Origin of the sequence: Mesorhizobium sp. SP-1A (assembly GCF_032460275.1) — a bacterium.
In the GTDB taxonomy this organism is placed as follows: Bacteria; Pseudomonadota; Alphaproteobacteria; order Rhizobiales; family Rhizobiaceae; genus Mesorhizobium.
This window is the reverse complement of sequence record NZ_JAVXZD010000004.1, coordinates 498,568-519,077: the sequence shown is the minus strand read 5'-3', so window position 1 is coordinate 519,077 and position 20,510 is coordinate 498,568. Positions and strand designations below refer to the sequence as shown.

The following is a 20,510-nucleotide window of genomic DNA, read 5'->3' as shown; positions in this document are numbered from 1 at the left end:
ATGATCGTGATCGTGGACGAGCGCGAGCTCGTGACGGAGGGTTATAACTCTCTTTTCGACAGGGAAGGCGTGGCGTGCGCGGGCTTCGCGCCGAACGCCTTCGACGAATGGGTGACGAGCGCGCCGGACGAGGATCTGAAATCGGTCCGCGCGTTCCTGATCGGCGACTGTCGCGAAGGCGCCGTTTCGCCGCGCCGGCTCCGCGACCGGTCCGGAGCTCCCGTCATAGCGCTGAGCGATCAGCACTCGCTGGAAAATACGCTCCGGCTGTTCGAATCCGGCGTCGACGACGTCGTGCGCAAGCCGGTCCATATCCGCGAAATCCTGGCGCGCATCACCGCCATCCGCCGGCGCGCCCATGAGGAAGCAGCGTACACCCAGATCGGCGCCATGCGCATCTTCATGGACGGCCGTGACCCCGAGATCAACGGCGAGCCCCTGCCGCTGCCACGCCGCGAGCGCCGCATCCTGGAGTTCCTCGCGGCGAACCGCGGCCGCCGCGTCACCAAGACCCAGGTCTTCAACGCCATCTACGGCATCTTCGACGAAGAGGTCGAGGAGAACGTGGTGGAGAGCCACATCTCCAAGCTGCGCAAGAAGCTGCGCGAGCGCCTCGGCCAGGACCCGATCGATTCCAAGCGCTTCCTCGGCTACCGGCTCGTCGCCTGATGGGCCGCCCGCTCACCCGCGCCAGCCTCGCGCAAGACACGGCCGATAGGTTCGTCGCATCCATCGGCAATAAAAGGATATTTCGATGAGCTTGTACGGCATGATGCGCACCGGGGTCTCCGGCATGAACGCACAAGCCAATCGGCTGTCCACCGTCGCCGACAACATAGCGAACGCGGACACGACCGGCTACAAGCGCTCGTCGGTCGAGTTCTCCACGATGCTCCTTCCCACGCCCGGAGGCGCCTACAATTCCGGCGGTGTGAACACCACCGTCCGCTCGGCGGTCAGCGCCCAGGGCGCGCTGCAATACACGACTTCGGTGTCCGATCTCGCCATCAACGGCGACGGCTTCTTCGTCGTGCGGGTGCCGGGCGGCAATGGCGCAAGCGCCGACCAGACGAACTATCTGACCCGCGCCGGCTCCTTCGTGCTCGATGCCCAGGGTCGGCTGGTCAACGCGGCCGGCTACCAGCTGATGGGCTACGGCGTGGACGGCTCCGATGCGCTGGTGCCAATCACCATTCCCTCGACTGCCAGGGACCCGCAGGCCAGCACGCTGGGTCGAATGGCAGGCAACCTGCCGAGCAACGCCGACCCGGTGACCGGCAATCTTCCCTCGAGCGGCACGGTCCCGGTCGAGTACACGTCCAAGTCGTCCATGCTCGTCTACACAGACGACGGCACTCCCAAGATGCTGGACATCTATTTCAGCAAGACCAACAGCGGCGACTGGGAAGTCTCGGTCTTCGACCAGTCGGCGGCCACGCCCGGCGGTCCGTTCCCGTATACCGGCGGCGCGCTCGGCACCGGCACTCTGACTTTCGATGGCTCGGGCAACCTGACCAGCGGCGGCAACCTGTCGTTCACGGTCCCCGGCGGCGGCTCCTTCAATCTCGACCTGTCCAACTTCACGCAGTTCGGCAGCGGCTTCTCCGTCACCGATGTCGCGGCCAACGGCAATACCAACAGCACCATCAACAAGATCCAGATCGGCAAGGACGGAACGATCTTCGCGCAATATACGGACGGTTCCACCGCCGCGCTTTACAAGATCGCCCTGGCCGACGTGGTGAGCCCGGACCGGCTCACCGGCCTCGCCGGCAACGTCTATGTCCAGAGCCCGGACTCCGGCGCCGTGACTTTCCATGCCGCGAACGAGGACGGCCTCGGCAGCATCGTCTCCGGCGCGCTGGAGAACTCGAATGTCGACATCGCCGAGGAGCTGACCAACATGATCGCGGCGCAGCGCAGCTACACCGCGAACTCGAAGGTCTTCCAGACCGGTTCCGACCTGATGGATGTCCTCGTCAATCTGAAGAGATGATCAAGAGCCCGCGCAGCCGGCTGCAATGAAGCCGCTCGCGGGCCGTTAGTTCCGGAAGGTTCGCATGTCGCTGTCCACCGCCCTGAACATTGCCCAGTCGTCGCTGCTGGCCACGGCGCGACAGACAAGCATCGTCTCGCGCAACATCGCCGACGCGCACAACCCGGACTATTCCCGCCGCGTGGCCGTGGTCTCCAGCATGGGCCCCGGCGCACGGGTGGTGGAAATCCAGCGTTCCGCCAACGACCAGCTCGTCCGCCAGAACCTCGCCGCCCTTGCGGCCTGGAGCGGCCAGAGCACGCTTTCGGGCGGCATGGACAGGCTGGAGCTTGCCGTCAACGGCGCCGACAACGCCTCCTCGGCGTCGTCGGCGATCAGCGCGTTGCAGCAGGCCTTGCAGCTCTACGCCACCACGCCGTCCGACCAGAACCTCGGCGCCAACGTCATCGAGGCCGCGCAGCAGGCCGTGCGTTCGCTGAACGACGGCACCCAGGCCATTCAGGACTTCCGCACCCGCACCGATGGCGAGATCGCGACCGCCGTCAATGAACTCAACAACCTGCTCTCCCAGTTCCAGGCCGCCAACCGTGCTGTGGTCAACGGCACGCGCGCAGGCACGGACGTTTCGGATGCGCTGGACCAGCGCGACGCGATCCTCAAGAAAATCGCGGAATACGTCCCGGTCTCGACCTTCACCCGCGGCGACAACGACATGGTCGTCACCACGGCCGACGGAACGATGCTGTTCGAGACAGTGCCCCGCACGGTCTCTTTCGCGCCCTCTCCGGCCTATCAGGCCGGCGCGCCCGGCAACGCGATCTATATAGACAACGTCCCGCTTTCGGCCGGCCCGGCAACCGGCGCCGAAGCCAACGGCAAGCTGGCCGGCATGATCCAGTTGCGCGACGGCGTCGCCGGCACGATGCAGGCGCAGCTGGACGAGATCGCCCGCGGACTGATCACGGCGTTCGCCGAGACGGGGCCTGGCGGCGGTCAACCTCCCCTCGCCGGCCTGTTCACATGGTCGGGCGCGCCAGCCATACCGAACGGCACCAGCCCGTCCGTGGTCAACGGGCTGGCCGGCGAGATCAAGGTCAACGGCGCAGTCGCCGCCAACCCCGCATTGCTGCGCGACGGCGGCATCAACGGCGCCGCCTATGTCGTCAACAGCGCCGGAAGCTCCTATTCCGGGCTGCTGATCGACTACGGCAACAAGCTCGACGCGCCCATGGATTTCGCGCCCTCGGCCGGCATCAACGTCAGTTCAAGCGTCACCTCATACTCCGCCAACGCGATCGGCTGGTTCGAGGGCGTGCGTCAGCGCGCGCAGACCTCCGCCGACAACAAGGAGGCGCTGGCCACCCGCACGGCCGAAGCGCTGTCGAACGAAACGGGCGTCAACGTCGATACCGAATTGTCGCTGATGCTGGACCTCGAACACACCTATCAGGCTTCGGCCCGTATCCTGAACAGCGTCAGCCAGATGCTGGATTCGCTTCTGGAGGCAGTGCGTTAGCGCCATGAAAGCCGTGTCCGTGTCTTCCGCCGCCATCTCCAACGCCATGCGCTACTCGCAGACGCGCATGCAGGTGGATCTCGTCAAGGCCCAGAAGGAAATGGACACCGGCAGCGTCGCGGACCTGGGCCTTGCGCTCGGCGCGCGCACCTCGCAGTCGATCACGTTCCATCGCGACATGGACCGGCTGAACGGCATCGTGGATTCCAACGGGCTGGTGGCTTCGCGCCTGTCCTCGACCCAGAACGCCCTGGGCCAGCTCGCCGATGTCGCGACCAATCTGATGTCGTCGCTGACGACCGCCGTTTCCGGCGACATGTCTTCTTCGACGGCGCGCGACAGCGGCGCCGCCGCGCTCCAGTCGATGCTCTCGATGCTGAACACCAGCGTCAACGGCGAATATCTGTTCGCCGGCATCAACACCGACACCAAGCCGATGGGCGATTTTTCGGCCGGCTCCGCCGCCAAGAACGCCTTCGACGCGGCGTTCTCGAGCTATTTCGGCTTCTCGCAGAACGACCCCCAGGCTGCCAACATCACCGGCGCCGACATGGAGGCTTTCCTCAATTCCCCGGCGATGACCGACCAGTTCACGGGAAGCGGCTGGGCGAACTGGTCGAATGCCACGGACGAGACGATCACCAGCCGCATCGCCCTCAACGAAACCTCGCGCACGTCCGTCAGCGCCAACACCGCCGGCATCCAGAAGCTCGCCATGGCAGCGGCCATGGTCAGCGACCTGTTCGGCAGCAACATCGGCGACGAGGCCAAGAAGGCCGTCGCCAAGAAGGCGATGTCGCTGGCGGGCGAGGCCAGTGCCGCGATCACCGGGGTCCAGGCCCAGACCGGCATCATCCAGAAGCGCGTGTCGGACGCCACCGACCGCATGAAGAAGCAGGTCGATCTCTTCGACCGGCACATTCTCGACCTGGAAGGCGTGGATCCCTATGAGGCCGCCAACCGTGTCAACGACCTCATGACGCATATCCAGACGTCCTACGCGCTGACCGCGCGCATCCAGCAGCTTAGCCTTCTCAAATTCCTGACCTGAACCCGCCGACGGGACAAGCGATGTACCAATTTTCCTATGCCGACATCCAGACCGACTCCGTGGCGGATGCGAAGGACCGCGAGCGGCAGCTTCTTAGCCGCTCGATCGAGATGCTGACCAGCGCATCGGCGGCGGGTCATCGCTCCATGGAAGCCGTCGAGGCGCTCCACTTCACGAACCGTCTGTGGACCAACCTGCTCGACGACCTCGGCTCCGACGAAAACGTGCTGCCGAAGGAGCTACGCGCCAATCTGATCTCCATCGGCCTATGGGTGCTGCGCGAGGCCGAGGACATCAGGCAGGGACGCACCGGGAACTTCGAAGGGCTGATCGAGATTTCGCAGATCATCCGGGACGGCATTCGATGAAGAACACCTTGCGGCTGTCCCTGAAGCCCAACGAGAAGATCTATATCAACGGAGCCGTTATCCGCGTCGACCGCAAGGTCAGCATCGAACTGCTCAACGACGTGCAGTTCCTGCTGGAAGGCCATGTGCTGCAGCCCGAAGATGCTTCCACGCCGCTGCGGCAGCTCTACTTCATCGTGCAGGTGATGCTGATGAACCCGCAGGGCGCGGACGAGGCGCGCGGCATGTTCCGGCAGTCGCTGCCGATGCTGCTGGCCAGCTTCGAGGACGAGGAGATACTCGCCACGCTCAAGCAGGTGGACCGGATGGTGGTCGAAGGCCATGTCTACGAGGCGCTGAAAGCGATACGCTCGCTCTACCCGCTTGAACGCATCGCTCTGGACGCCGGAAACGCGAACGGCGACGGCCCGCGGGCTTCTGTCGCCATGGGAGCGCATTGACATGAACGTGGACATGACGACCACGCTGCCGCCGGCTGCGGGCCAGACGCCGCAGACGTCCAAGACGGCGGTCGATTACCAATCCTTCCTGAAACTCCTCATCGCCCAGATGAAGAACCAGGACCCGACCCAGCCGATGGATTCGACGCAGTATGTGGCGCAGCTCGCTACCTTCTCGCAGGTCGAGCAGTCGGTGCAGACCAACAAGAAGCTGGACCAGATGCTGCAGTCGTCCGCGCTCGCGCAGGCCGATTCCCTCATCGGCCACGCCATCACCTCCGCCGACGGCAAGACCACGGGCATCGTGAAGGAGGTCCGGCTCACGACGTCGGGGCTGACGGCCGTCCTGAACGACGGCAAGGAACTTGAGGTCGGCCCCGGCGTTGTCGTCGGTCCGGCGGAAACGGCGACCCAAAGCTGACGCCATGAACGAGGCCGATGCACTAGACATAGTGCAATATGCGGTGTGGACGGTGCTCACCGCCTCCGCGCCGGTCGTGCTCGTCGCCATGGTGGTCGGCATCGGCATCGCGCTCGTGCAGGCGCTCACGCAGGTGCAGGAGATCACGCTCACCTTCGTGCCCAAGATCGTCGCCATCATGCTCGTGCTGGCCCTGACCGGCCCCTTCATCGGCGGCCAGATTTCCTCCTTCACCAACGTCATCTTCGAGCGCATCGAAACAGGCTTCTGACGTCGCATCCGCGCAACGGTGCAGGACGATCCGCCTGCTGGACCACGACTATTCCCCGAACAGACGTTCGCCTTTTTTGCCGGCTCGGTTAGTTTGTCGCATCAATGCTTCGGCAGTGATTTGCGAGGACAGGAATGGCGCATGATAGCGGGCCCGTGATCGAGGACGAGCCAAGCCCTGAACGCGTCTCGGCGCTGGCGCCGTTCCAGCACGGCATCTTCCGGGCGGTCTGGTCTGCGAACCTGGCGTCCAATTTCGGCGGGCTGATCCAGGGCGTCGGCGCGGCCTGGCTGATGACCACCATCGCCACCTCTCCCTACCAGGTCGCGCTGGTGCAGGCCTCGACCACCCTGCCCATCATGCTGTTCGCGCTGGTCGCAGGCGCGATCGCCGACTCCTTCGACCGCCGCAAGATCATGCTGGTGGCCCAGGTCTTCATGCTGGTGGTGTCGGTGCTGCTCACGGTCTTCACCTGGCTGGACCTGATGACGCCGTGGACGCTGCTCGCCTTCACCTTCCTCATCGACAGCGGCACCGCGCTCAACAGCCCGTCATGGCAGGCATCGGTCGGCGACATGGTGCCGCGCCGCAAGGTTCCCGCTGCCGTCGCGTTGAACTCGATGGGCTTCAACATCACCCGCTCCGTCGGCCCGGCCATCGGCGGCATCATCGTGGCGACGGCAGGCGTGGCCGCGGCCTTCGCCGCCAACGCGCTGAGCTATATCGGCCTGATCGTGGTGCTGGCCCGCTGGAAGCGGCAGGAGCCGTCCACTGGGCTGCCGCGCGAATCCCTCGGCGCGGCGATGGGCGCGGGGCTGCGCTATGTCGCCCTGTCGCCCAACATCACGAAAGTGCTCGTTCGCGGCGCCGTGTTCGGCTTCACCGCAAGCGCGGTGCTGGCTCTGCTGCCGCTCGTCGCGCGCGATGTCATCAAGGGCGGCGCGCAGACCTACGGCCTGATGCTCGGCGCGTTCGGCGTCGGCGCGGTGGCCGGCGCGCTGACCAGCGTGCGGCTCAGGCAGATGCTGTCCAGCGAGAACATGGTGCGCTGCGCCTTCGCCGGTTTCGCGCTCTGCGCCCTGGTCGCGGCGGTCAGCACCCAGGCCTGGCAGACCGCGCTGGGCCTTGCGCTCGGCGGCGCCTGCTGGGTGGTCGCCCTTTCCCATTTCAACGTCACCGTGCAGATGTCCACGCCGCGCTGGGTGGTCGGCCGCGTGCTTTCGATCTACCAGACCGCGACCTTCGGCGGCATGGCGTCGGGAAGCTGGATCTGGGGCATCGTGGCGGATGTCCACGGCTCGCAGGTCGCGCTTCTCGCGGCGGCCGTCGCCATGCTGGCCGGCGGCGCACTCGGCGTCGTCCTGCCCCTGCCCCGGCACACCGCCCCCAACCTCGATCCGCTCGACCGCTGGACCGAGCCCATGCTGGCGCTGGACCTGAGGTCGCGCAGCGGCCCCATCGCCATCATGATCGAATATGTGATCCGCGAAGACGACGTGCCGGAATTCCTCGACGTCATGGCCGAGCGCGGACGCATCCGCCGCCGGGACGGCGCCCGCAACTGGGTGCTGGCGCGGGACCTGGAGAGGCCCGAGGTCTGGCTGGAAAGCTATCACACGCCGACCTGGCTGGACTATATCCGCCATAACAAGCGCGCCACCCATGCCGACGCTGCCGTCACCGAACGCATCCGCGCCCTGCACAGCGGCCCGGACCGGCCGCGGGTGCGCCGCTGGATCGAACGGCCGACCAGCGTGGCCGGCCGGGCGATGACGCACCGGGACGTGTCGGATCACTGACCGGCCGGGCGCCGGTCCCTGCCGACGGGCGGCGGTTCGGGCTGATCGCCGAGTTCAGCCTTCGCCGGAAAGATCGCGCCGGGCCTTGTCCAGTTCCTCGGCATAGCGGCGCATGAGATGGCCTTCGGTGAGCAGGCCGACGACGACGCGGTCGCTGAAATCCTCGACCACGGCCAGTTCTTCCGCCCCGGCCCGCCGGAACGTCTCGGCGGCCGACTGCACGTTCATGGCCGGCACCAGCACGGCATCCTTGAACTGCGCCAGGGTCAGGACCGTGCTGTCAGGCTCGGCCTGCTCGCTGTAGACGTCGGTCACGATCAGCATGCCGGCGTAATGCCCTTCCGGATCCAGCGCGACCACGCGCTGCGCCGAGCCCAGCGGTATGGTCTCGCGGAATTCCGCCAGCGTCATGCCGGCATCCACCGTGCGCACGTCCTTGCGCATCATCGAACCGACCGTCAGGCTGCGCATCCAGCCGACGTCCTGCGCGCTGCGGATGGTTTCGCCGCGCAGGTGGAAGCGCCAGGTCGAGAATGAATAGCCGAAGGTTTCCCGCACCAGTATGGCGGCCATGATGGAGGCGGTCAGCACCACGCCGGTCAGCGTCAGGTCGCGCGTCGATTCCAGCGCCAGGAAGGTCATCGTCAGCGGGCCGCCGACCACGCCCACGGCAAGCGAGGTCATGCCTACCACCGCAGCCACGGAAGGATCGATGCCGGTGGCCGGCGACACGAAGGCCATCACCCCGGCGAACATCTTGCCGAGCAGGGCACCCAGGAACAGCGACGCGAAGAACAGGCCGCCGCGGAAGCCCGAGCCCAGCGAGATCGCCGAGGCCGCCAGCTTGAGCACGAACACGCTGGCCACCACGCCGAGCCCGTAGTTCATGGCGAATTCGCGATGCAGCGCGCCGTGCCCGCTGGACAGCACCTGCGGCGTGATGAGGCCGAGCAGGCCGACGGCGATGCCGCCGATGAAGGGCCGGACCGAGGAGTCGATGGCCAGCTTGGCGAAGAAGCGCTCGACCGTCGTCACCAGATGCATGATGGCGATGGAAGCGGCACCGCCGAGAAGGCCGAGCATGACGAAAGGCACGTACTGGCTGGGCGTCAGGTGCGGCAGCCCGTCGAGTTCGAGCGGAAACGGCACGCTGCCGAACAGTTCCGCCGTCAGCGACGCACAGATCGCCGCCGTCATGACCGGCGCCAGGTTGGCGATGGAATAGATGCCGATGATCAGCTCGAAGCCGTAGAAGGCGCCCGTCAGCGGCGCGTCGAACGCCGCCGCGATGGCACCGGCGGCCCCGCTGCCGACGAGCAGGCGCACGTCGTTGCGGCGCAGCCTGAGCGCGCGCGCCAGCCGCGAGGCAAGGCCCGAACCCACCTGCGTGTAGCCGGCTTCCAGGCCGACCGAAGCGCCGAAGCCGCTGGAAACCATGGTCTGCAACGCGATGATGGCCGTATCGGTGAGCGACATGCGCCCGCCATAGAGCGCATTGGCTTCGATGGGATCGACCGGGGTCCGGAATTTGTGCTTGCGCAGCCAGATGAAGCTGAGGCCGAGCACGATGCCGCCGATGGCCGGCATCGCCGCCTGGATCGAACTGTTCAGCGAGAACATCGCCGACAGCCTCGCCCCCGGCTGCAACCCGTAAAGCAGCCAGTGCAGCGCCTGCACCGCCTCGCTCATGGCCATCACCAGCACGCCTGCCATGACGCCGACCAGGGCCGACAGCACCACCACCACGATGCCGCGCGCCTCGAGCAGGGGCAAGGAGCGCACCAGCAGCGCGCGCGCGCGGCGGGCATGGACCGGTAGTTTGTCTGGCGACAGCAAGGGGCGGCTCGCAAGTGTCGAGGGCAGCACGATTTTCTTCGCCTGATAGCCTGAGCATTGTGGCAAGGCAACGGCACAGCCCTCACAGGCGCGGCAACAGCCGATCTTTCCCACCTTCGCGCAAGCTTGGGCCGCTAGGGTCGCGGCTCGGGCGCTGCCGAAGCGCTCCCGAAAGCTATGCGGGGACAGGATGGCGATCAGCGAAAGCATCTCGGCGGGAACGCTGTCGCGCAACGGGCGCGACATCTTCTTCGCGCTGGGCATCGTCGTCATCCTGGCGGTGCTGTTCCTGCCCATTCCCGCCTTCCTGATCGACATCGGCCTGGCCTTCTCGATCGCGCTGTCCGTGCTGATCCTGATGGTGGCGCTGTGGATCCAGCGGCCGCTGGACTTCTCGTCCTTCCCCACCGTGCTGCTCATCGCCACCATGCTGCGGCTGTCGCTGAACATCGCCACCACGCGCATGATCCTGTCGCACGGCAACGAAGGCACGCACGCCGCCGGCTACGTCATCAGCGGCTTCTCCAAACTGGTCATGTCGAGCGATTTCGTCATCGGCCTGATCGTCTTCCTGATCCTGATCGTGGTGAACTTCATCGTCATCACCAAGGGCGCCACGCGCATCGCCGAGGTCGGCGCGCGCTTCACGCTGGACGCCATCCCCGGCAAGCAGATGTCGATCGACGCCGACCTCTCGGCCGGCATGATCGACGACAAGACCGCGCAGCTTCGCCGCCGCGAGCTGGAAGAAGAGTCCTCCTTCTTCGGCTCCATGGACGGCGCCTCCAAGTTCGTGCGCGGCGACGCCATCGCCGGCCTCATCATCACGGCCATCAACATCGTCGGCGGCATCGCCATCGGCTACCTGCGCCACGGCATGGGCATGGGCGAGGCCGCCGACGTCTTCATCAAGCTCTCGGTCGGCGACGGCCTGGTCACGCAGATCCCGGCCCTGATCGTCTCGCTGGCCGCCGGCCTGCTGGTGTCGAAAGGCGGCACCCGCGGTTCCGCCGACCAGGCCGTGTTCGGCCAGCTCGGCGCCTATCCGCGCGCGCTCTACGTCGCCGCCGCGCTGCTGACGCTGCTGTCGCTGATGCCCGGCCTGCCGATGTTCCCCTTCATCACGCTTGCCGGCGCCATGGCCGGGCTCGGCTATGTCATCCCCATGCGCCACAACCGGCTGGTGGCCGAACAGGAGAAGGAAAAATCCAGGGAGGCGGCCGCCAAGGTCGAGGAAGAGAAGAATTCGGTCAAGGCCTCGCTGGTCACGGCCGAAATCGAGCTTCTGATCGGCAAGCAGCTTTCGGCCCGCCTGCTGAGCTCGCATCAGGAACTGACCTTCCGCATGGCCAAGATGCGCAAGAAGTTCGCCTCGCAATATGGCTTCGTGGTTCCCGAAGTGCGGTTGACCGACGACTTCGCCATTCCGCCGAAAAGCTACCAGATCAAGATCCACGGCACGGTGGTCGCCTCGCATGAACTGCGCGTGGGCGAACTGATGGTGCTGCTGGGCAATCGCGACGTGCCCGAGATTCCGGGCGAAGAGGTGCGAGAGCCCGCCTTCGGCATGCGTGCCTATTCGGTGATGGAGACTTTCGCGGAAGACCTGAAGCGCGAGCAATACACCTTCGCCGACAACATGTCGGTGCTGCTGACGCATCTTTCGGAGGTGATCCGCAACAACCTGCCGCAGCTTCTCTCCTACAAGGACATGAAGGCGCTGCTGGAGCGGCAGGACCCCGAATACCGCAAGCTGGCGGACGAGGTCTGTTCCTCGCACATCTCTTATCCGGGCCTGCAGGCGGTGCTGAAGCTGCTGCTGGCGGAGCGCGTATCGATCCGCAATCTCCATCTCATCATCGAGGCCATCGCGGAGATCGCGCCGCATGTGCGCCGCACCGAGCAGATCGTGGAGCACGTGCGCGTGCGCATGGCCCAGCAGATCTGCGGCGACCTGACCGAAGGCGGCGTGCTGAAGGTGCTGCGCCTCGGCAACCGCTGGGACCTCGCCTTCCATCAGGCGCTCAAGCGCGACGCCAAGGGCGAGATCCGCGAATTCGATATCGATCCTCGCCAACTCGAGGAATTCGGCCAGGAAGCTTCCAAGGCCATACGCAAGCATCTGGAAGCCGGCGAGCGCTTCGTGCTCGTCACAGCCCCCGACGCGCGGCCCTATGTGCGCATGATCATCGAGCGGCTGTTCACCACGCTGCCGGTGCTCAGCCATGTCGAGATCGCCAAGGGCGTGGAGATCCGCGTGCTGGGGACGATTTCGTGACATTGCTGCTCACCCCCCGGGGCGGGCGGATACGGTGACCGCCCTCTCCACCATCACCCAGACAACCGTCCTGGCGGCGGTCCTGGCCTTCTGCCGCATCGGCGCGTGCTTCATGCTGATGCCGGGCCTGTCCAGCGTGCGCGTGCCCGTGCAGGTGCGGCTGTTCGTGGCCGTGGCCGCCACCGGCGGCCTGCTCGCCTTCCTGTGGGACCGCATCTATCCTTTCGTCGATCCGCGCCCCTCGGCCTATGTGCCGATGATGGTTTCCGAACTGCTCGTCGGCGGCCTGATCGGCGCCATGACGAGGCTCTACATGGAAGCCCTGCGCTTCATCGGCACGGCCATTGCCATGCTGATGGGCTTCAACAACATGGGCGGCCCGGCGATCGAGGAACCGGAACCGCAGGCCGCACTTGCCGCCATCATCTCCTTTTCCTCGCTGCTGCTGCTGTTCGTCTTCGATTTCCACCACGAGATCATCAAGGCGCTGGTGGCCTCCTACAAGGTCGCCCCGCTCGACGCCTTCTTCGATCCGCGGGTCGCGCTGGTGGACGTCACCGACACGATCTCGGATTCGTTTTTCCTGGTGCTGAGGCTCGGCAGCCCCTTCATCGCCTATGCCATACTCGTCAACCTGACCATCGGCTTCGTCAACAAGCTCGTCCCGCAGATCCCGATCTACTTCATCTCGCTGCCCTTCGTGGTGGCGGGCGGCCTGATCATCTTCTACTTCGCTGTCGGCACGCTGCTGTCGCTGTTCGTCGACGGCTTCGTCGACCTCACCCTGGCGCGGTGAATTCCATGGGCGACCGCAGGCAAAGGCTGAAGAAACTGGTCGAGGTGCAGGCGCAACTCAAGGCCCTGCACGAGGCGCGTCACGCCGGCTTCCTGGCCAGGGCCGTCGCCGCCGAAGCGGAAGCGGCGGAGTTTTCCCGGCGGTTCGACGAGCCGGACTCGCTCTCGGTCCTGTTCCCGGAACTCTACCACCGCAGCATCGCCAACGCCCTGGCGCGCCGCGATGCCGAACTGGCCCGCGCCCGGGAGGAAGCGTCCCTCGTGGCGAAGGCCACCGCACGCACCAACATGGTCGAGCGCGCCTGGCGCGAAGCCGACCGCCAGGAGGAACGCCGGCGCGGCGACCGCGAGCGGCTCGACCTCATCGAGCAGAAGCGCAATGCAGGGTAAGCTTGCCACAAGCTTGTTCGGCGATAGTGAGCCGACACGATCAAGGAAGCCGTCAGCGAAGAAGGCACAGGCATTGGCGATTTCTCCTCCAAGCGACATTGTGCTGGACGTAGCGCGCGCCGCAGGCCCCACGGACCTGGAAGCCGCGCGCACGGCGCTGGCCAAGCGCTCCGGCGAAGCCTCCGCGACCTTTTCCGTCGATGCCGCGCCGATCGGCCGGCATACGGGCAAACTGGAAGCGGGCAAGGTGCAGGTTGGCAAGGTGGAGGCTGACCAGGGCGCGGACAAGTTCAAGCGCTTCGAGGCCATGGTGCTGCAGACCTTCATCCAGAACATGCTGCCGAAGGACACCGAGCAGGTCTATGGCCAGGGACTGGCCGGGGACATGTGGAAATCGCAGCTTGCCGAGCGTCTGGCCGACGTGATGGCCGAGCGCGGCGGCATCGGCATCGCGCGGTCGATGCTGGCCGACCATTATGTCGACGGCAAGCGCAAGGTCCCCATCGGCCCCGTCTCGGGCGGACCGGAACAGACGAGCATGGGCGAACAGCACCGGCTGTCGGCTTCGCTCGTGCAGGAAACGCAACGCAGGATCGTCCGCTCGCTGGATGGCGAGCAGGCGCCAACCGATACGGCCAGCAAGGTTTAAGCCATGACCGATCATTCCCAGTTCCAATCCATTCTGCCCGCCCATGCTGGCGCCGCCGACATCTCCGCGGTCCGGCCCGGCAATCTGGCGGCGCTTCTCGGCCGGATCGAAGAAGCGGTAGACGAGGAAACGGACGCGATCCGCATCGACACGTCCTATGACCTCAAGGCCTCCAACGCGCGCAAGAGCCGTTACCTCTACGAGCTGAACCGGGCCATGAAGAGCATCAGCAACGAATATCTGGTCCAGCATCGCGACGGCCTGCTGCGGCTGCGGCAGAAGCTGGCGAGGAACGAAGCCGCGATCCTGGCGCATCTGAACGCCGTCAACGAGGTGGCCACGCTCCTGAAAAACGCGATCCAGAACGCCGAAGCCGACGGCACCTATTCCGCCGGGGAGTTCGGCTGGGCGCGTTCCTGATCGGCGCGCGGATGATCAAGTTCATCGTCGCCGCCCTGTGGATCTGCGCCGTTACGGTAGGGTCGGTGTTCTATTCCTTCCAGACGGCCGGAGAACGCAAGGAAGAGACGTCCAAGCCGATGCTGGGCGGGCTCGACTATGTCAGCACCAACATGATCTCGGTGCCGGTTATCCGCGATTCGGCCGTGCAGGGCTACTTCCTCAGCAAGCTGGTCTACACAGTCGAGCCAGCGGAAGCGGCGAAGCTTTCCGTGCCGGCCCCCGCCCTGATCACGGACGAGGTCTATTCCTACCTCTACGACAATCCGCAGATCGACTTCACCCAGACGGCGACACTCGACCTCGACGGTTTCCGCAACGGCCTGCGCGACGCCATCAACCGGCGCATCGGCACCCAGCTGGTGCACGACGTCCTCATCGACCAGGTGAGCTATCTTTCGCAGGACGAAATCCGTGACAACGCGATCAGGCGCCGCAAAAGCGGGGCCTCCGCCGCCAAGGACGCCGGTGCCGGCACACCGGCCGCGCCAGCGACGACCGAATAGCCGAAGCGGGCTTTCACCCGGTACAACGTTGACGTAAACGTAAATACATGGCTATTGGAGCCGGAAGGGGCATCTCGTCGATGCCTCGCCGTGCTCGCCCGGCATGGCCGTTGACGGCAACCCGTCGGGCTCATTTGCATTCCCGCATGGGCGGCCCGGGCACTCCCGTCAGGGCGGTGCGGCAATCAGACCCGAGAGGAGACAGCGATGGGCATTCAGGAAATCGCCGACAAGCTCAAGCCACAGGTGGCGAATGCCGGCTTCGACCGTTCGGTGAAGCTCGACACCGGCGCCGATGGCGTCATCCTGATCGACGGCGCCACGGTCTCGACCACGGACGGGCCGGCGGACTGCACCATCAGGCTTTCGATGGACGACCTCGAATCGCTCATTGCCGGTGAATTGAACCCGACCATGGCCTTCATGCAGGGCAAGCTGAAGGTCGAGGGCGACATGTCCGTCGCCATGGCGCTCAGCCAGTTGATCGGCTGAGCGCGGATAGAGTGCCGACCCGGCGGTTTCAGGCCGCGTGGGGCAGCTTCGCCGGCTTCATCCGCCGGCCGGTCGCCTTCAGCGTGCCGGCCGCGTCGTCGAGGGCTCCCTCGACGAGCTCCAGCGCCAGGAAGCGCTGCGGTTCGTACGGGCCCGGCATCGAGAGCCGGCCGGTCTTTTCCGCCGAGAAGCCGAAACGCCCGTAATAGGGCGCGTCGCCGACCAGAAGGACGGCGCGGTGGCCGAGCCGCCGAGCCTCGGCGAGGGCGTGCTGCATCAGCGCCGAGCCGATGCCGGCATGCTTCAGCGCCGGATCGACCGCCAGCGGCCCGAGCAGCAGCGCCGGCGCGCCGCCCTCGCCCAGCGCGACGTCCCAAAGCCTCACGGTGCCGACGAGCGCGCCCGAACCGTTCCGGGCGGCGAAAGCCAGCCCTTCGGAAGGCCGGCGGCCGCGCCGCAGCTTCTCGGACGACTTCCGCCGCCGGCCGGGACCCATGGCACGGTCGAGCAGCATTTCGCGCGCCGCGATATCGGCTTCGGTTTCAGCGACAATCTGGACGACCGGCGCAACGGCCGGAAGGTTTTTTGCAAGTTCCATATCCGCGATCCTTCACGAGCGGAGGTCTGTTCCACAAGCGAACCGGAACGGGCGCAGCGGCGCGCCCGCCACGGTGATCTGACCGGCAGCCAGGCGGCCGGTCAGATCACGTAGGATCGGAGCGGCTCGAAGCCGTTGAAGGCGACGGCCGAGTAGGTCGTGGTGTAGGCGCCCGTGCCCTCGATCAGCACCTCGTCGCCGATGGTCAGCGACAGCGGCAGCGGATAAGGCGTCTTCTCGTAGAGCACGTCGGCCGAATCGCAGGTCGGCCCGGCGAGCACGCACGGTTCGACCGCATCACCGTCGCGCGGCGTCACGATCGGGTAGCGGATCGCCTCGTCCATCGTCTCGGCGAGGCCGCCGAACTTGCCGATGTCGAGATAGACCCAGCGCACATTGTCGTTGTCGGCCTTCTTGGAGATCAGCACGACTTCCGACTTGATGACGCCGGCATTGCCGACCATGCCGCGGCCCGGCTCGATGATCGTCTCCGGGATGCGGTTGCCGAAATGCTTCGACAGCGCGTCGAAGATCGCCTGGCCATAGGCTTCCGCCATCGGCACGTCGCGCAGGTAGCGGGTCGGGAAACCGCCGCCCATATTGACCATGCGCAGCACGATGCCCTCCTCGGCCAGCGCCGAGAACACGGCCTTGGCGTCGCCGAGCGCGCGGTCCCAGGCATCGAGGTCGGTCTGCTGCGAGCCGACGTGGAAGGACACGCCATAGGCGTCGAGGCCCAGCGCCTTCGCCTTGCGCAGCACGTCCACCGCCATCGCCGGCACGCAGCCGAACTTGCGCGACAGCGGCCACTCGGCGCCGGCGCCGTCGGTCAGCACGCGGCAGAACACCTGCGCGCCGGGAGCCGCACGGGCGACCTTCTCGACCTCTTCCACGCAATCCACCGCGAACATGCGGATGCCGAGTTCATAGGCGCGCGCGATGTCGCGCTCCTTCTTGATGGTGTTGCCGAAGGAGATGCGGTCCGGGGTCGCGCCCGCGGCCAGCGCCATCTCGACCTCGGCCACCGACGCCGTGTCGAAGCACGAGCCCATCGAAGCGAGCAGCGCAAGGATTTCGGGCGCCGGGTTCGCCTTCACCGCATAGAAGATGCGCGACTGCGGCAGCGCCTTCTCGAAGGCATGGAAATTGTCGCGCACGACGTCGAGATCGACCACGAGGCAGGGACCTTCGGGACGTCGGGTGGCGAGGAAATCGAGGATTCGCTGGGTGGCCATCGGTTTCTCCCATCGCGCCCTGGGGCGCGCGCAAAGGCTGCGGGAACGCGGGCACCCTGCCTCGCGACCACGCGGTGGACAAAGGCGAAGCGGGAATCCATGGGACCGGCCGGTGGAGACCCCGGGACCATGGAAAGCCGTTTCGCGGCGATGGACCTGCGCCTTGCGAGGCGTCGGCCCGCTTTGTCTGCCTTGGCTTGGCCAGAATTCCTTGGGGGAAATCCCGTCCGCACTGCCGGCAATGAAGGTGTGCCTCTTCAGTAACCCCGATCTATGGACGATCGGCAGACACCAGAAAGGCCCGCACCGTCGTTGCTTCAAGACGTCCTCGGACATGCGGTTGGCCGCTTGACCGACCGGGCTCGTTACTTCCCGGGTACCGTCCCGACTGTCCTCGCCATTCGAGGGGCCGGGGGACGCCCACAGGCACGTGCGACTTTGGGCAAGCGCGATATAGGGACATGCGTCGTCACAATCAAATAAAAATTCGCACCCTGCTTGAAAATTTTGCCGCAGCGAACAATGGTTGGCGCGTCGTATTCAGGTATCGAACGATGCAGCCTGCCCGCCCTCCGCTCCACGCCCTGCTCGATCTGCCGCAAGTCCCTGTTCCGTCAGCGCAATCGGGGCCGCTGGCCGGCCTGCGGCTGGCGGTGAAGGACATCTTCGACGTGGCCGGCTATCCGACCGGCGGCGGCAATCCGCAATGGGCGAAGGAAGCCGGCATCGCGGCCGAAACCACACCTGCCGTGCAGATGATTCTCGATGCAGGAGCGCGATTCGTCGGCAAGACCCAGACGGACGAATTCGCCTTCTCGCTCATGGGGCAGAATGCGCATTTTCCCTTCCCCGTGAACCCGGCCGCACCGGACCGGGTCACCGGCGGCTCGTCCTCCGGTTCGGCATCGGCTGTTGCCGGCGGCCTGGCCGAAATCGCGACCGGCTCCGACACCGGCGGCTCGATCCGCGCGCCCGCCAGTTTCTGCGGGCTTATCGGGCTGCGCACCACGCATGGCCGCATTTCGCTTGAAGGAACGATGCCGCTGGCTCCCTCGCTCGACACGTTCGGCTGGTTTGCGCGCGATATCGATGTCTACGAGGCGGTCGCCAAGGTCCTGATGGGCACGTCGCCGGCGCCGGGTCGAGGGGCCCCGCGCCTTCTGCGCCTCGAAGCTCTCGACGAGCTCGTCTTCGGCACGGCCGAAGCCGCGGAATACAGCCGCATGCTGGCGACCGTGACGAAGGCTTTCGGCGAGGTGCAAGCCGCCGGGCCGCTGAACCATACCCTTGACGACCTCTACTGGTGCTTCCGCAGGATCCAGGCGCGCGAGGCATGGGCGGCCCGCGGCGCATGGATCGAAACGCATCCCGGCGACGTCGATCCGGCCGTCGAAGAACGGTTCCGCTTCGGCCTGACGATAGACGATGCAATGCTCGCACAGGCCCAAGGGCTGCGCGCCGGATTCCGCAAGGAGCTGGAGACGCTGCTCGGCCGGGACGGCGTCCTGGTGCTGCCGACCGTGCCCGGAGCCGCTCCGCTCGTCGCGGCGCCGGCCGGCGACCTGCTTGCCTACCGGGAGCGGGCGCTGAAGCTCCTGTCCCTGTCAGCGCTGTCGGGCTTCCCACAGATCACCGTCCCGCTCGGCAAGGTCGATGGCGCGCCGTTCGGCCTGTCCCTGCTCGGCCTGGCCGGCTCCGACCTCGAACTCATCGGCCTCGGGCGCAAGCTTCTCGAGGCCGCAGGAAGGGGCTGAACCCATGGACACCCTCACCCGCATGCGCGCATTCATCGACGTGGTCGAGGCCGAGGGCTTTTCCGCGGCGGCGCGCAAGATCGGCCGTTCCAAGGCCTTGCTTTCGAAATATGTGCGCGAACTGGAGGACGAGCTCGGCGCCCTGCTGCTCAACCGCACCACGCGCCAGTTCTCGCTGACGGAAGCCGGCCACACCTATTATCGCCGCGCTTCCGAGATCGTGCGCGAGGTGGACAGCCTGGCCGACGCCGTGCGCGAATCCTCCGGCGACGTGCGCGGCCGCATCAAGCTTTCCGCGCCCCGCACCTTCGCCGACGCCGAGATCGGCCATTCGCTGATCGATTTCGCCAGGCAATATCCGGATATCGTCCTGGAAATCCATCTCGACGACCGCTTCGTCGACATGGTCGAGGAGGGGTTCGATCTTGCCGTGCGCATCACGAGGCTGGAGAATTCCTCGCTGATCGCGCGCCGGCTCGCCCCCTTCTCGGTAAGGATCTGCGCCGCGCCCGACCTGATCGCCGCCAAGGGCATGCCGACCCAGCCGCAGGACCTGGCCAGGCTGCCCTGCATCATCGACACCAATGGCCGCTGGCTGTCCAACTGGCCGTTCCGAGGCGACGACAACGACACGATCAGCGTTTCCGTGTCCGGGCCGATCGAGGTCAACAGCCCGATTGCCGCGCGCGCGGCGGCCGTCGCCGGTCTCGGCTTTTCCGTGCTGCCGGATTTCATCGCCGCTTCCGAAATCGCCAGCGGCCGCCTCCTGCCGGTGCTGGACGACCGCATCCTGCAAGGTGGCGGCATCTTCGCGGTCTACCCGCACCGCCGCTACCTTCCGGCCAAGGTGAGGGTGCTGGTCGATTTCCTGGTGCAATGGTTCAAGGCGCGCGAGGCCGGCTGAACTTTTCCCGCCGGGTCCCAATTTCGCCCGCTTTCTGGTAACCCTCGGCGCGACCTGCCGACGAGAGGGGAATCAAGCCTGAACACGACGCGAGCGATCCTGGTGCCGGCAGCGGCCTGCGCGGCCATGCTGGCTCTGACGGTGCCGGCCGAGGTGCATCCGCATGTCTTCGCCGAAGCGCGCCTGGACGTGGTGCTTTCGCCCGATCACAAAAGCGTGAAATCGCTCCGGCATCTCTGGCGCTTCGACGAGCTGTTCTCCTCGACCGTGCTGATGGAGTTCGACAAGAACTCCGACCTCAAGCTGGACGATGCCGAGCTGAAGGAGGTGGCCGATACCATCTTCGCCTCTCTGAAGGAGTACGACTATTTCCAGCTCGTCACCGTGAACGGCAAGGACGTGCACATGAAGGCGCCCTCGCAGGTCATGACCAATTTCGAAAACAACCAGCTCATCGTGCTTTTCGAATCCGAGCCGGCCACGCCGATCAAGCTTGCCGGCAAGATCGACTTCGGCGTCTACGACCCGACCTTCTACACCGCGATCGACTTCACCGAGGACGCGAACATGACGGTCGAGGGCCTGCCGGCGGGCTGCACGCAAAAGGTCGTCCGCCCCGACCCCGATACGGCGATCGCGGAAAACCAGAAGACCCTGACCGACGCTTTCTTCAACGACCCGACCGGAACCGACATGTCGAAGATCTTTGCCACCAAGCTGGAATTGAACTGCCCGCCGGAAGGATAGTTTCG

At 66.0% G+C, this 20,510-nt stretch carries 22 protein-coding genes; 19 read left to right on the top strand and 3 right to left on the bottom strand.

Annotated elements, in window-relative coordinates; genetic code table 11:
• The 9 genes from QU595_RS20855 (at position 1) to QU595_RS20815 (ending at position 7,862) form a co-directional block, all read left to right on the top strand.
• Positions 1-669, top strand: coding sequence for a response regulator transcription factor (locus QU595_RS20855; RefSeq protein ID WP_315925446.1), 669 nt, complete (start codon positions 1-3; stop codon positions 667-669).
• Between the two features lie 85 nt (positions 670-754).
• Positions 755-1,996 (top strand): flagellar hook protein FlgE, encoded by a 1,242-nt coding sequence (locus QU595_RS20850; RefSeq protein ID WP_315925444.1) that lies wholly within the window; start codon positions 755-757, stop codon positions 1,994-1,996.
• 64 nt (positions 1,997-2,060) lie between these two features.
• Complete coding sequence (flgK, locus tag QU595_RS20845; RefSeq protein WP_315925442.1) at positions 2,061-3,512, top strand: flagellar hook-associated protein FlgK; 1,452 nt, start codon at positions 2,061-2,063, stop codon at positions 3,510-3,512.
• A gap of 4 nt (positions 3,513-3,516) precedes the next feature.
• Entirely contained in the window at positions 3,517-4,563 is a 1,047-nt protein-coding gene (locus QU595_RS20840; protein ID WP_315925440.1) for a flagellar hook-associated family protein, read from the top strand.
• 20 nt (positions 4,564-4,583) lie between these two features.
• Entirely contained in the window at positions 4,584-4,931 is a 348-nt protein-coding gene (flaF, locus tag QU595_RS20835; RefSeq protein ID WP_315925438.1) for a flagellar biosynthesis regulator FlaF, read from the top strand.
• Entirely contained in the window at positions 4,928-5,371 is a 444-nt protein-coding gene (gene flbT / locus QU595_RS20830) for a flagellar biosynthesis repressor FlbT (RefSeq protein ID WP_315925436.1), read from the top strand. The genes flaF and flbT overlap by 4 nt, the downstream gene beginning before the upstream one ends.
• A gap of 1 nt (position 5,372) precedes the next feature.
• On the top strand, positions 5,373-5,792 hold the full coding sequence (gene flgD, locus QU595_RS20825) for a flagellar hook assembly protein FlgD (protein WP_315925434.1): 420 nt from the start codon (positions 5,373-5,375) through the stop codon (positions 5,790-5,792).
• A gap of 4 nt (positions 5,793-5,796) precedes the next feature.
• On the top strand, positions 5,797-6,063 hold the full coding sequence (fliQ, locus tag QU595_RS20820) for a flagellar biosynthesis protein FliQ (protein ID WP_315925432.1): 267 nt from the start codon (positions 5,797-5,799) through the stop codon (positions 6,061-6,063).
• A 134-nt stretch (positions 6,064-6,197) separates the two neighbouring features.
• The gene (locus QU595_RS20815; protein WP_315925430.1) at positions 6,198-7,862 is read left to right on the top strand and encodes an MFS transporter; all 1,665 of its coding nucleotides are present in this window, start codon (positions 6,198-6,200) and stop codon (positions 7,860-7,862) included.
• Between the two features lie 54 nt (positions 7,863-7,916).
• Here QU595_RS20815 and QU595_RS20810 read toward each other — a convergent pair whose 3' ends face one another.
• Positions 7,917-9,698 (bottom strand): chloride channel protein, encoded by a 1,782-nt coding sequence (locus QU595_RS20810; protein ID WP_315925722.1) that lies wholly within the window; start codon positions 9,696-9,698, stop codon positions 7,917-7,919.
• 190 nt (positions 9,699-9,888) lie between these two features.
• On the opposite strand from QU595_RS20810, the gene flhA reads away from it, so the two are divergent.
• The 7 genes from flhA (at position 9,889) to QU595_RS20775 (ending at position 15,267) form a co-directional block, all read left to right on the top strand.
• Positions 9,889-11,976: a flagellar biosynthesis protein FlhA gene (gene flhA, locus QU595_RS20805; protein WP_315925428.1), complete on the top strand. Its 2,088-nt coding sequence runs from the start codon at positions 9,889-9,891 to the stop codon at positions 11,974-11,976.
• 112 nt (positions 11,977-12,088) lie between these two features.
• Positions 12,089-12,772 carry a flagellar biosynthetic protein FliR gene (fliR, locus tag QU595_RS20800; protein WP_410000545.1) on the top strand — a complete coding sequence of 228 codons (684 nt, stop codon included), beginning with the start codon at positions 12,089-12,091 and terminating at the stop codon, positions 12,770-12,772.
• 5 nt (positions 12,773-12,777) lie between these two features.
• Positions 12,778-13,161, top strand: coding sequence for a hypothetical protein (locus tag QU595_RS20795; RefSeq protein WP_315925426.1), 384 nt, complete (start codon positions 12,778-12,780; stop codon positions 13,159-13,161).
• A 73-nt stretch (positions 13,162-13,234) separates the two neighbouring features.
• On the top strand, positions 13,235-13,810 hold the full coding sequence (locus QU595_RS20790) for a rod-binding protein (protein ID WP_315925425.1): 576 nt from the start codon (positions 13,235-13,237) through the stop codon (positions 13,808-13,810).
• A 3-nt stretch (positions 13,811-13,813) separates the two neighbouring features.
• Positions 13,814-14,230 carry a hypothetical protein gene (locus tag QU595_RS20785; protein WP_315925423.1) on the top strand — a complete coding sequence of 139 codons (417 nt, stop codon included), beginning with the start codon at positions 13,814-13,816 and terminating at the stop codon, positions 14,228-14,230.
• A gap of 11 nt (positions 14,231-14,241) precedes the next feature.
• On the top strand, positions 14,242-14,775 hold the full coding sequence (locus QU595_RS20780; RefSeq protein ID WP_315925421.1) for a hypothetical protein: 534 nt from the start codon (positions 14,242-14,244) through the stop codon (positions 14,773-14,775).
• A gap of 207 nt (positions 14,776-14,982) precedes the next feature.
• The gene (locus tag QU595_RS20775; protein ID WP_315925419.1) at positions 14,983-15,267 is read left to right on the top strand and encodes an SCP2 sterol-binding domain-containing protein; all 285 of its coding nucleotides are present in this window, start codon (positions 14,983-14,985) and stop codon (positions 15,265-15,267) included.
• Between the two features lie 28 nt (positions 15,268-15,295).
• On the opposite strand, the gene QU595_RS20770 is transcribed toward QU595_RS20775, so the two are convergent.
• Both QU595_RS20770 and odc2 read right to left on the bottom strand, forming a co-directional pair.
• Complete coding sequence (locus tag QU595_RS20770; protein WP_315925417.1) at positions 15,296-15,865, bottom strand: N-acetyltransferase; 570 nt, start codon at positions 15,863-15,865, stop codon at positions 15,296-15,298.
• Between the two features lie 101 nt (positions 15,866-15,966).
• Entirely contained in the window at positions 15,967-17,100 is a 1,134-nt protein-coding gene (odc2, locus tag QU595_RS20765; RefSeq protein ID WP_315925415.1) for an ornithine/lysine decarboxylase, read from the bottom strand.
• A gap of 554 nt (positions 17,101-17,654) precedes the next feature.
• On the opposite strand from odc2, the gene QU595_RS20760 reads away from it, so the two are divergent.
• The 3 genes from QU595_RS20760 to QU595_RS20750 all read left to right on the top strand — a co-directional run bounded on the left by QU595_RS20760 (position 17,655) and on the right by QU595_RS20750 (position 20,505).
• Positions 17,655-18,854, top strand: coding sequence for an amidase (locus QU595_RS20760; RefSeq protein WP_315925413.1), 1,200 nt, complete (start codon positions 17,655-17,657; stop codon positions 18,852-18,854).
• 4 nt (positions 18,855-18,858) lie between these two features.
• Positions 18,859-19,758 carry a LysR family transcriptional regulator gene (locus QU595_RS20755; RefSeq protein WP_315925411.1) on the top strand — a complete coding sequence of 300 codons (900 nt, stop codon included), beginning with the start codon at positions 18,859-18,861 and terminating at the stop codon, positions 19,756-19,758.
• A 126-nt stretch (positions 19,759-19,884) separates the two neighbouring features.
• Positions 19,885-20,505, top strand: a complete 621-nt coding sequence (locus QU595_RS20750; RefSeq protein ID WP_315925718.1) for a DUF1007 family protein — start codon at positions 19,885-19,887, stop codon at positions 20,503-20,505.
• The last annotated feature ends 5 nt before the right edge of the window (positions 20,506-20,510 follow it).

What these genes read in the sequence shown, in the direction of transcription:
- QU595_RS20855 (WP_315925446.1), top strand. Translation starts at nt 1, where the DNA reads ATGATCGTGATCGTGGACGAGCGCGAGCTCGTGACGGAGGGTTATAAC.
- QU595_RS20850 (WP_315925444.1), top strand. Translation starts at nt 755, where the DNA reads ATGAGCTTGTACGGCATGATGCGCACCGGGGTCTCCGGCATGAACGCA.
- flgK (WP_315925442.1), top strand. Translation starts at nt 2,061, where the DNA reads ATGTCGCTGTCCACCGCCCTGAACATTGCCCAGTCGTCGCTGCTGGCC.
- QU595_RS20840 (WP_315925440.1), top strand. Translation starts at nt 3,517, where the DNA reads ATGAAAGCCGTGTCCGTGTCTTCCGCCGCCATCTCCAACGCCATGCGC.
- flaF (WP_315925438.1), top strand. Translation starts at nt 4,584, where the DNA reads ATGTACCAATTTTCCTATGCCGACATCCAGACCGACTCCGTGGCGGAT.
- flbT (WP_315925436.1), top strand. Translation starts at nt 4,928, where the DNA reads ATGAAGAACACCTTGCGGCTGTCCCTGAAGCCCAACGAGAAGATCTAT.
- flgD (WP_315925434.1), top strand. Translation starts at nt 5,373, where the DNA reads ATGAACGTGGACATGACGACCACGCTGCCGCCGGCTGCGGGCCAGACG.
- fliQ (WP_315925432.1), top strand. Translation starts at nt 5,797, where the DNA reads ATGAACGAGGCCGATGCACTAGACATAGTGCAATATGCGGTGTGGACG.
- QU595_RS20815 (WP_315925430.1), top strand. Translation starts at nt 6,198, where the DNA reads ATGGCGCATGATAGCGGGCCCGTGATCGAGGACGAGCCAAGCCCTGAA.
- flhA (WP_315925428.1), top strand. Translation starts at nt 9,889, where the DNA reads ATGGCGATCAGCGAAAGCATCTCGGCGGGAACGCTGTCGCGCAACGGG.
- fliR (WP_410000545.1), top strand. Translation starts at nt 12,089, where the DNA reads ATGCTGATGCCGGGCCTGTCCAGCGTGCGCGTGCCCGTGCAGGTGCGG.
- QU595_RS20795 (WP_315925426.1), top strand. Translation starts at nt 12,778, where the DNA reads ATGGGCGACCGCAGGCAAAGGCTGAAGAAACTGGTCGAGGTGCAGGCG.
- QU595_RS20785 (WP_315925423.1), top strand. Translation starts at nt 13,814, where the DNA reads ATGACCGATCATTCCCAGTTCCAATCCATTCTGCCCGCCCATGCTGGC.
- QU595_RS20780 (WP_315925421.1), top strand. Translation starts at nt 14,242, where the DNA reads ATGATCAAGTTCATCGTCGCCGCCCTGTGGATCTGCGCCGTTACGGTA.
- QU595_RS20775 (WP_315925419.1), top strand. Translation starts at nt 14,983, where the DNA reads ATGGGCATTCAGGAAATCGCCGACAAGCTCAAGCCACAGGTGGCGAAT.
- QU595_RS20770 (WP_315925417.1), bottom strand. Translation starts at nt 15,865, where the DNA reads ATGGAACTTGCAAAAAACCTTCCGGCCGTTGCGCCGGTCGTCCAGATT.
- odc2 (WP_315925415.1), bottom strand. Translation starts at nt 17,100, where the DNA reads ATGGCCACCCAGCGAATCCTCGATTTCCTCGCCACCCGACGTCCCGAA.
- QU595_RS20760 (WP_315925413.1), top strand. Translation starts at nt 17,655, where the DNA reads ATGCAGCCTGCCCGCCCTCCGCTCCACGCCCTGCTCGATCTGCCGCAA.
- QU595_RS20755 (WP_315925411.1), top strand. Translation starts at nt 18,859, where the DNA reads ATGGACACCCTCACCCGCATGCGCGCATTCATCGACGTGGTCGAGGCC.
- QU595_RS20750 (WP_315925718.1), top strand. Translation starts at nt 19,885, where the DNA reads ATGCTGGCTCTGACGGTGCCGGCCGAGGTGCATCCGCATGTCTTCGCC.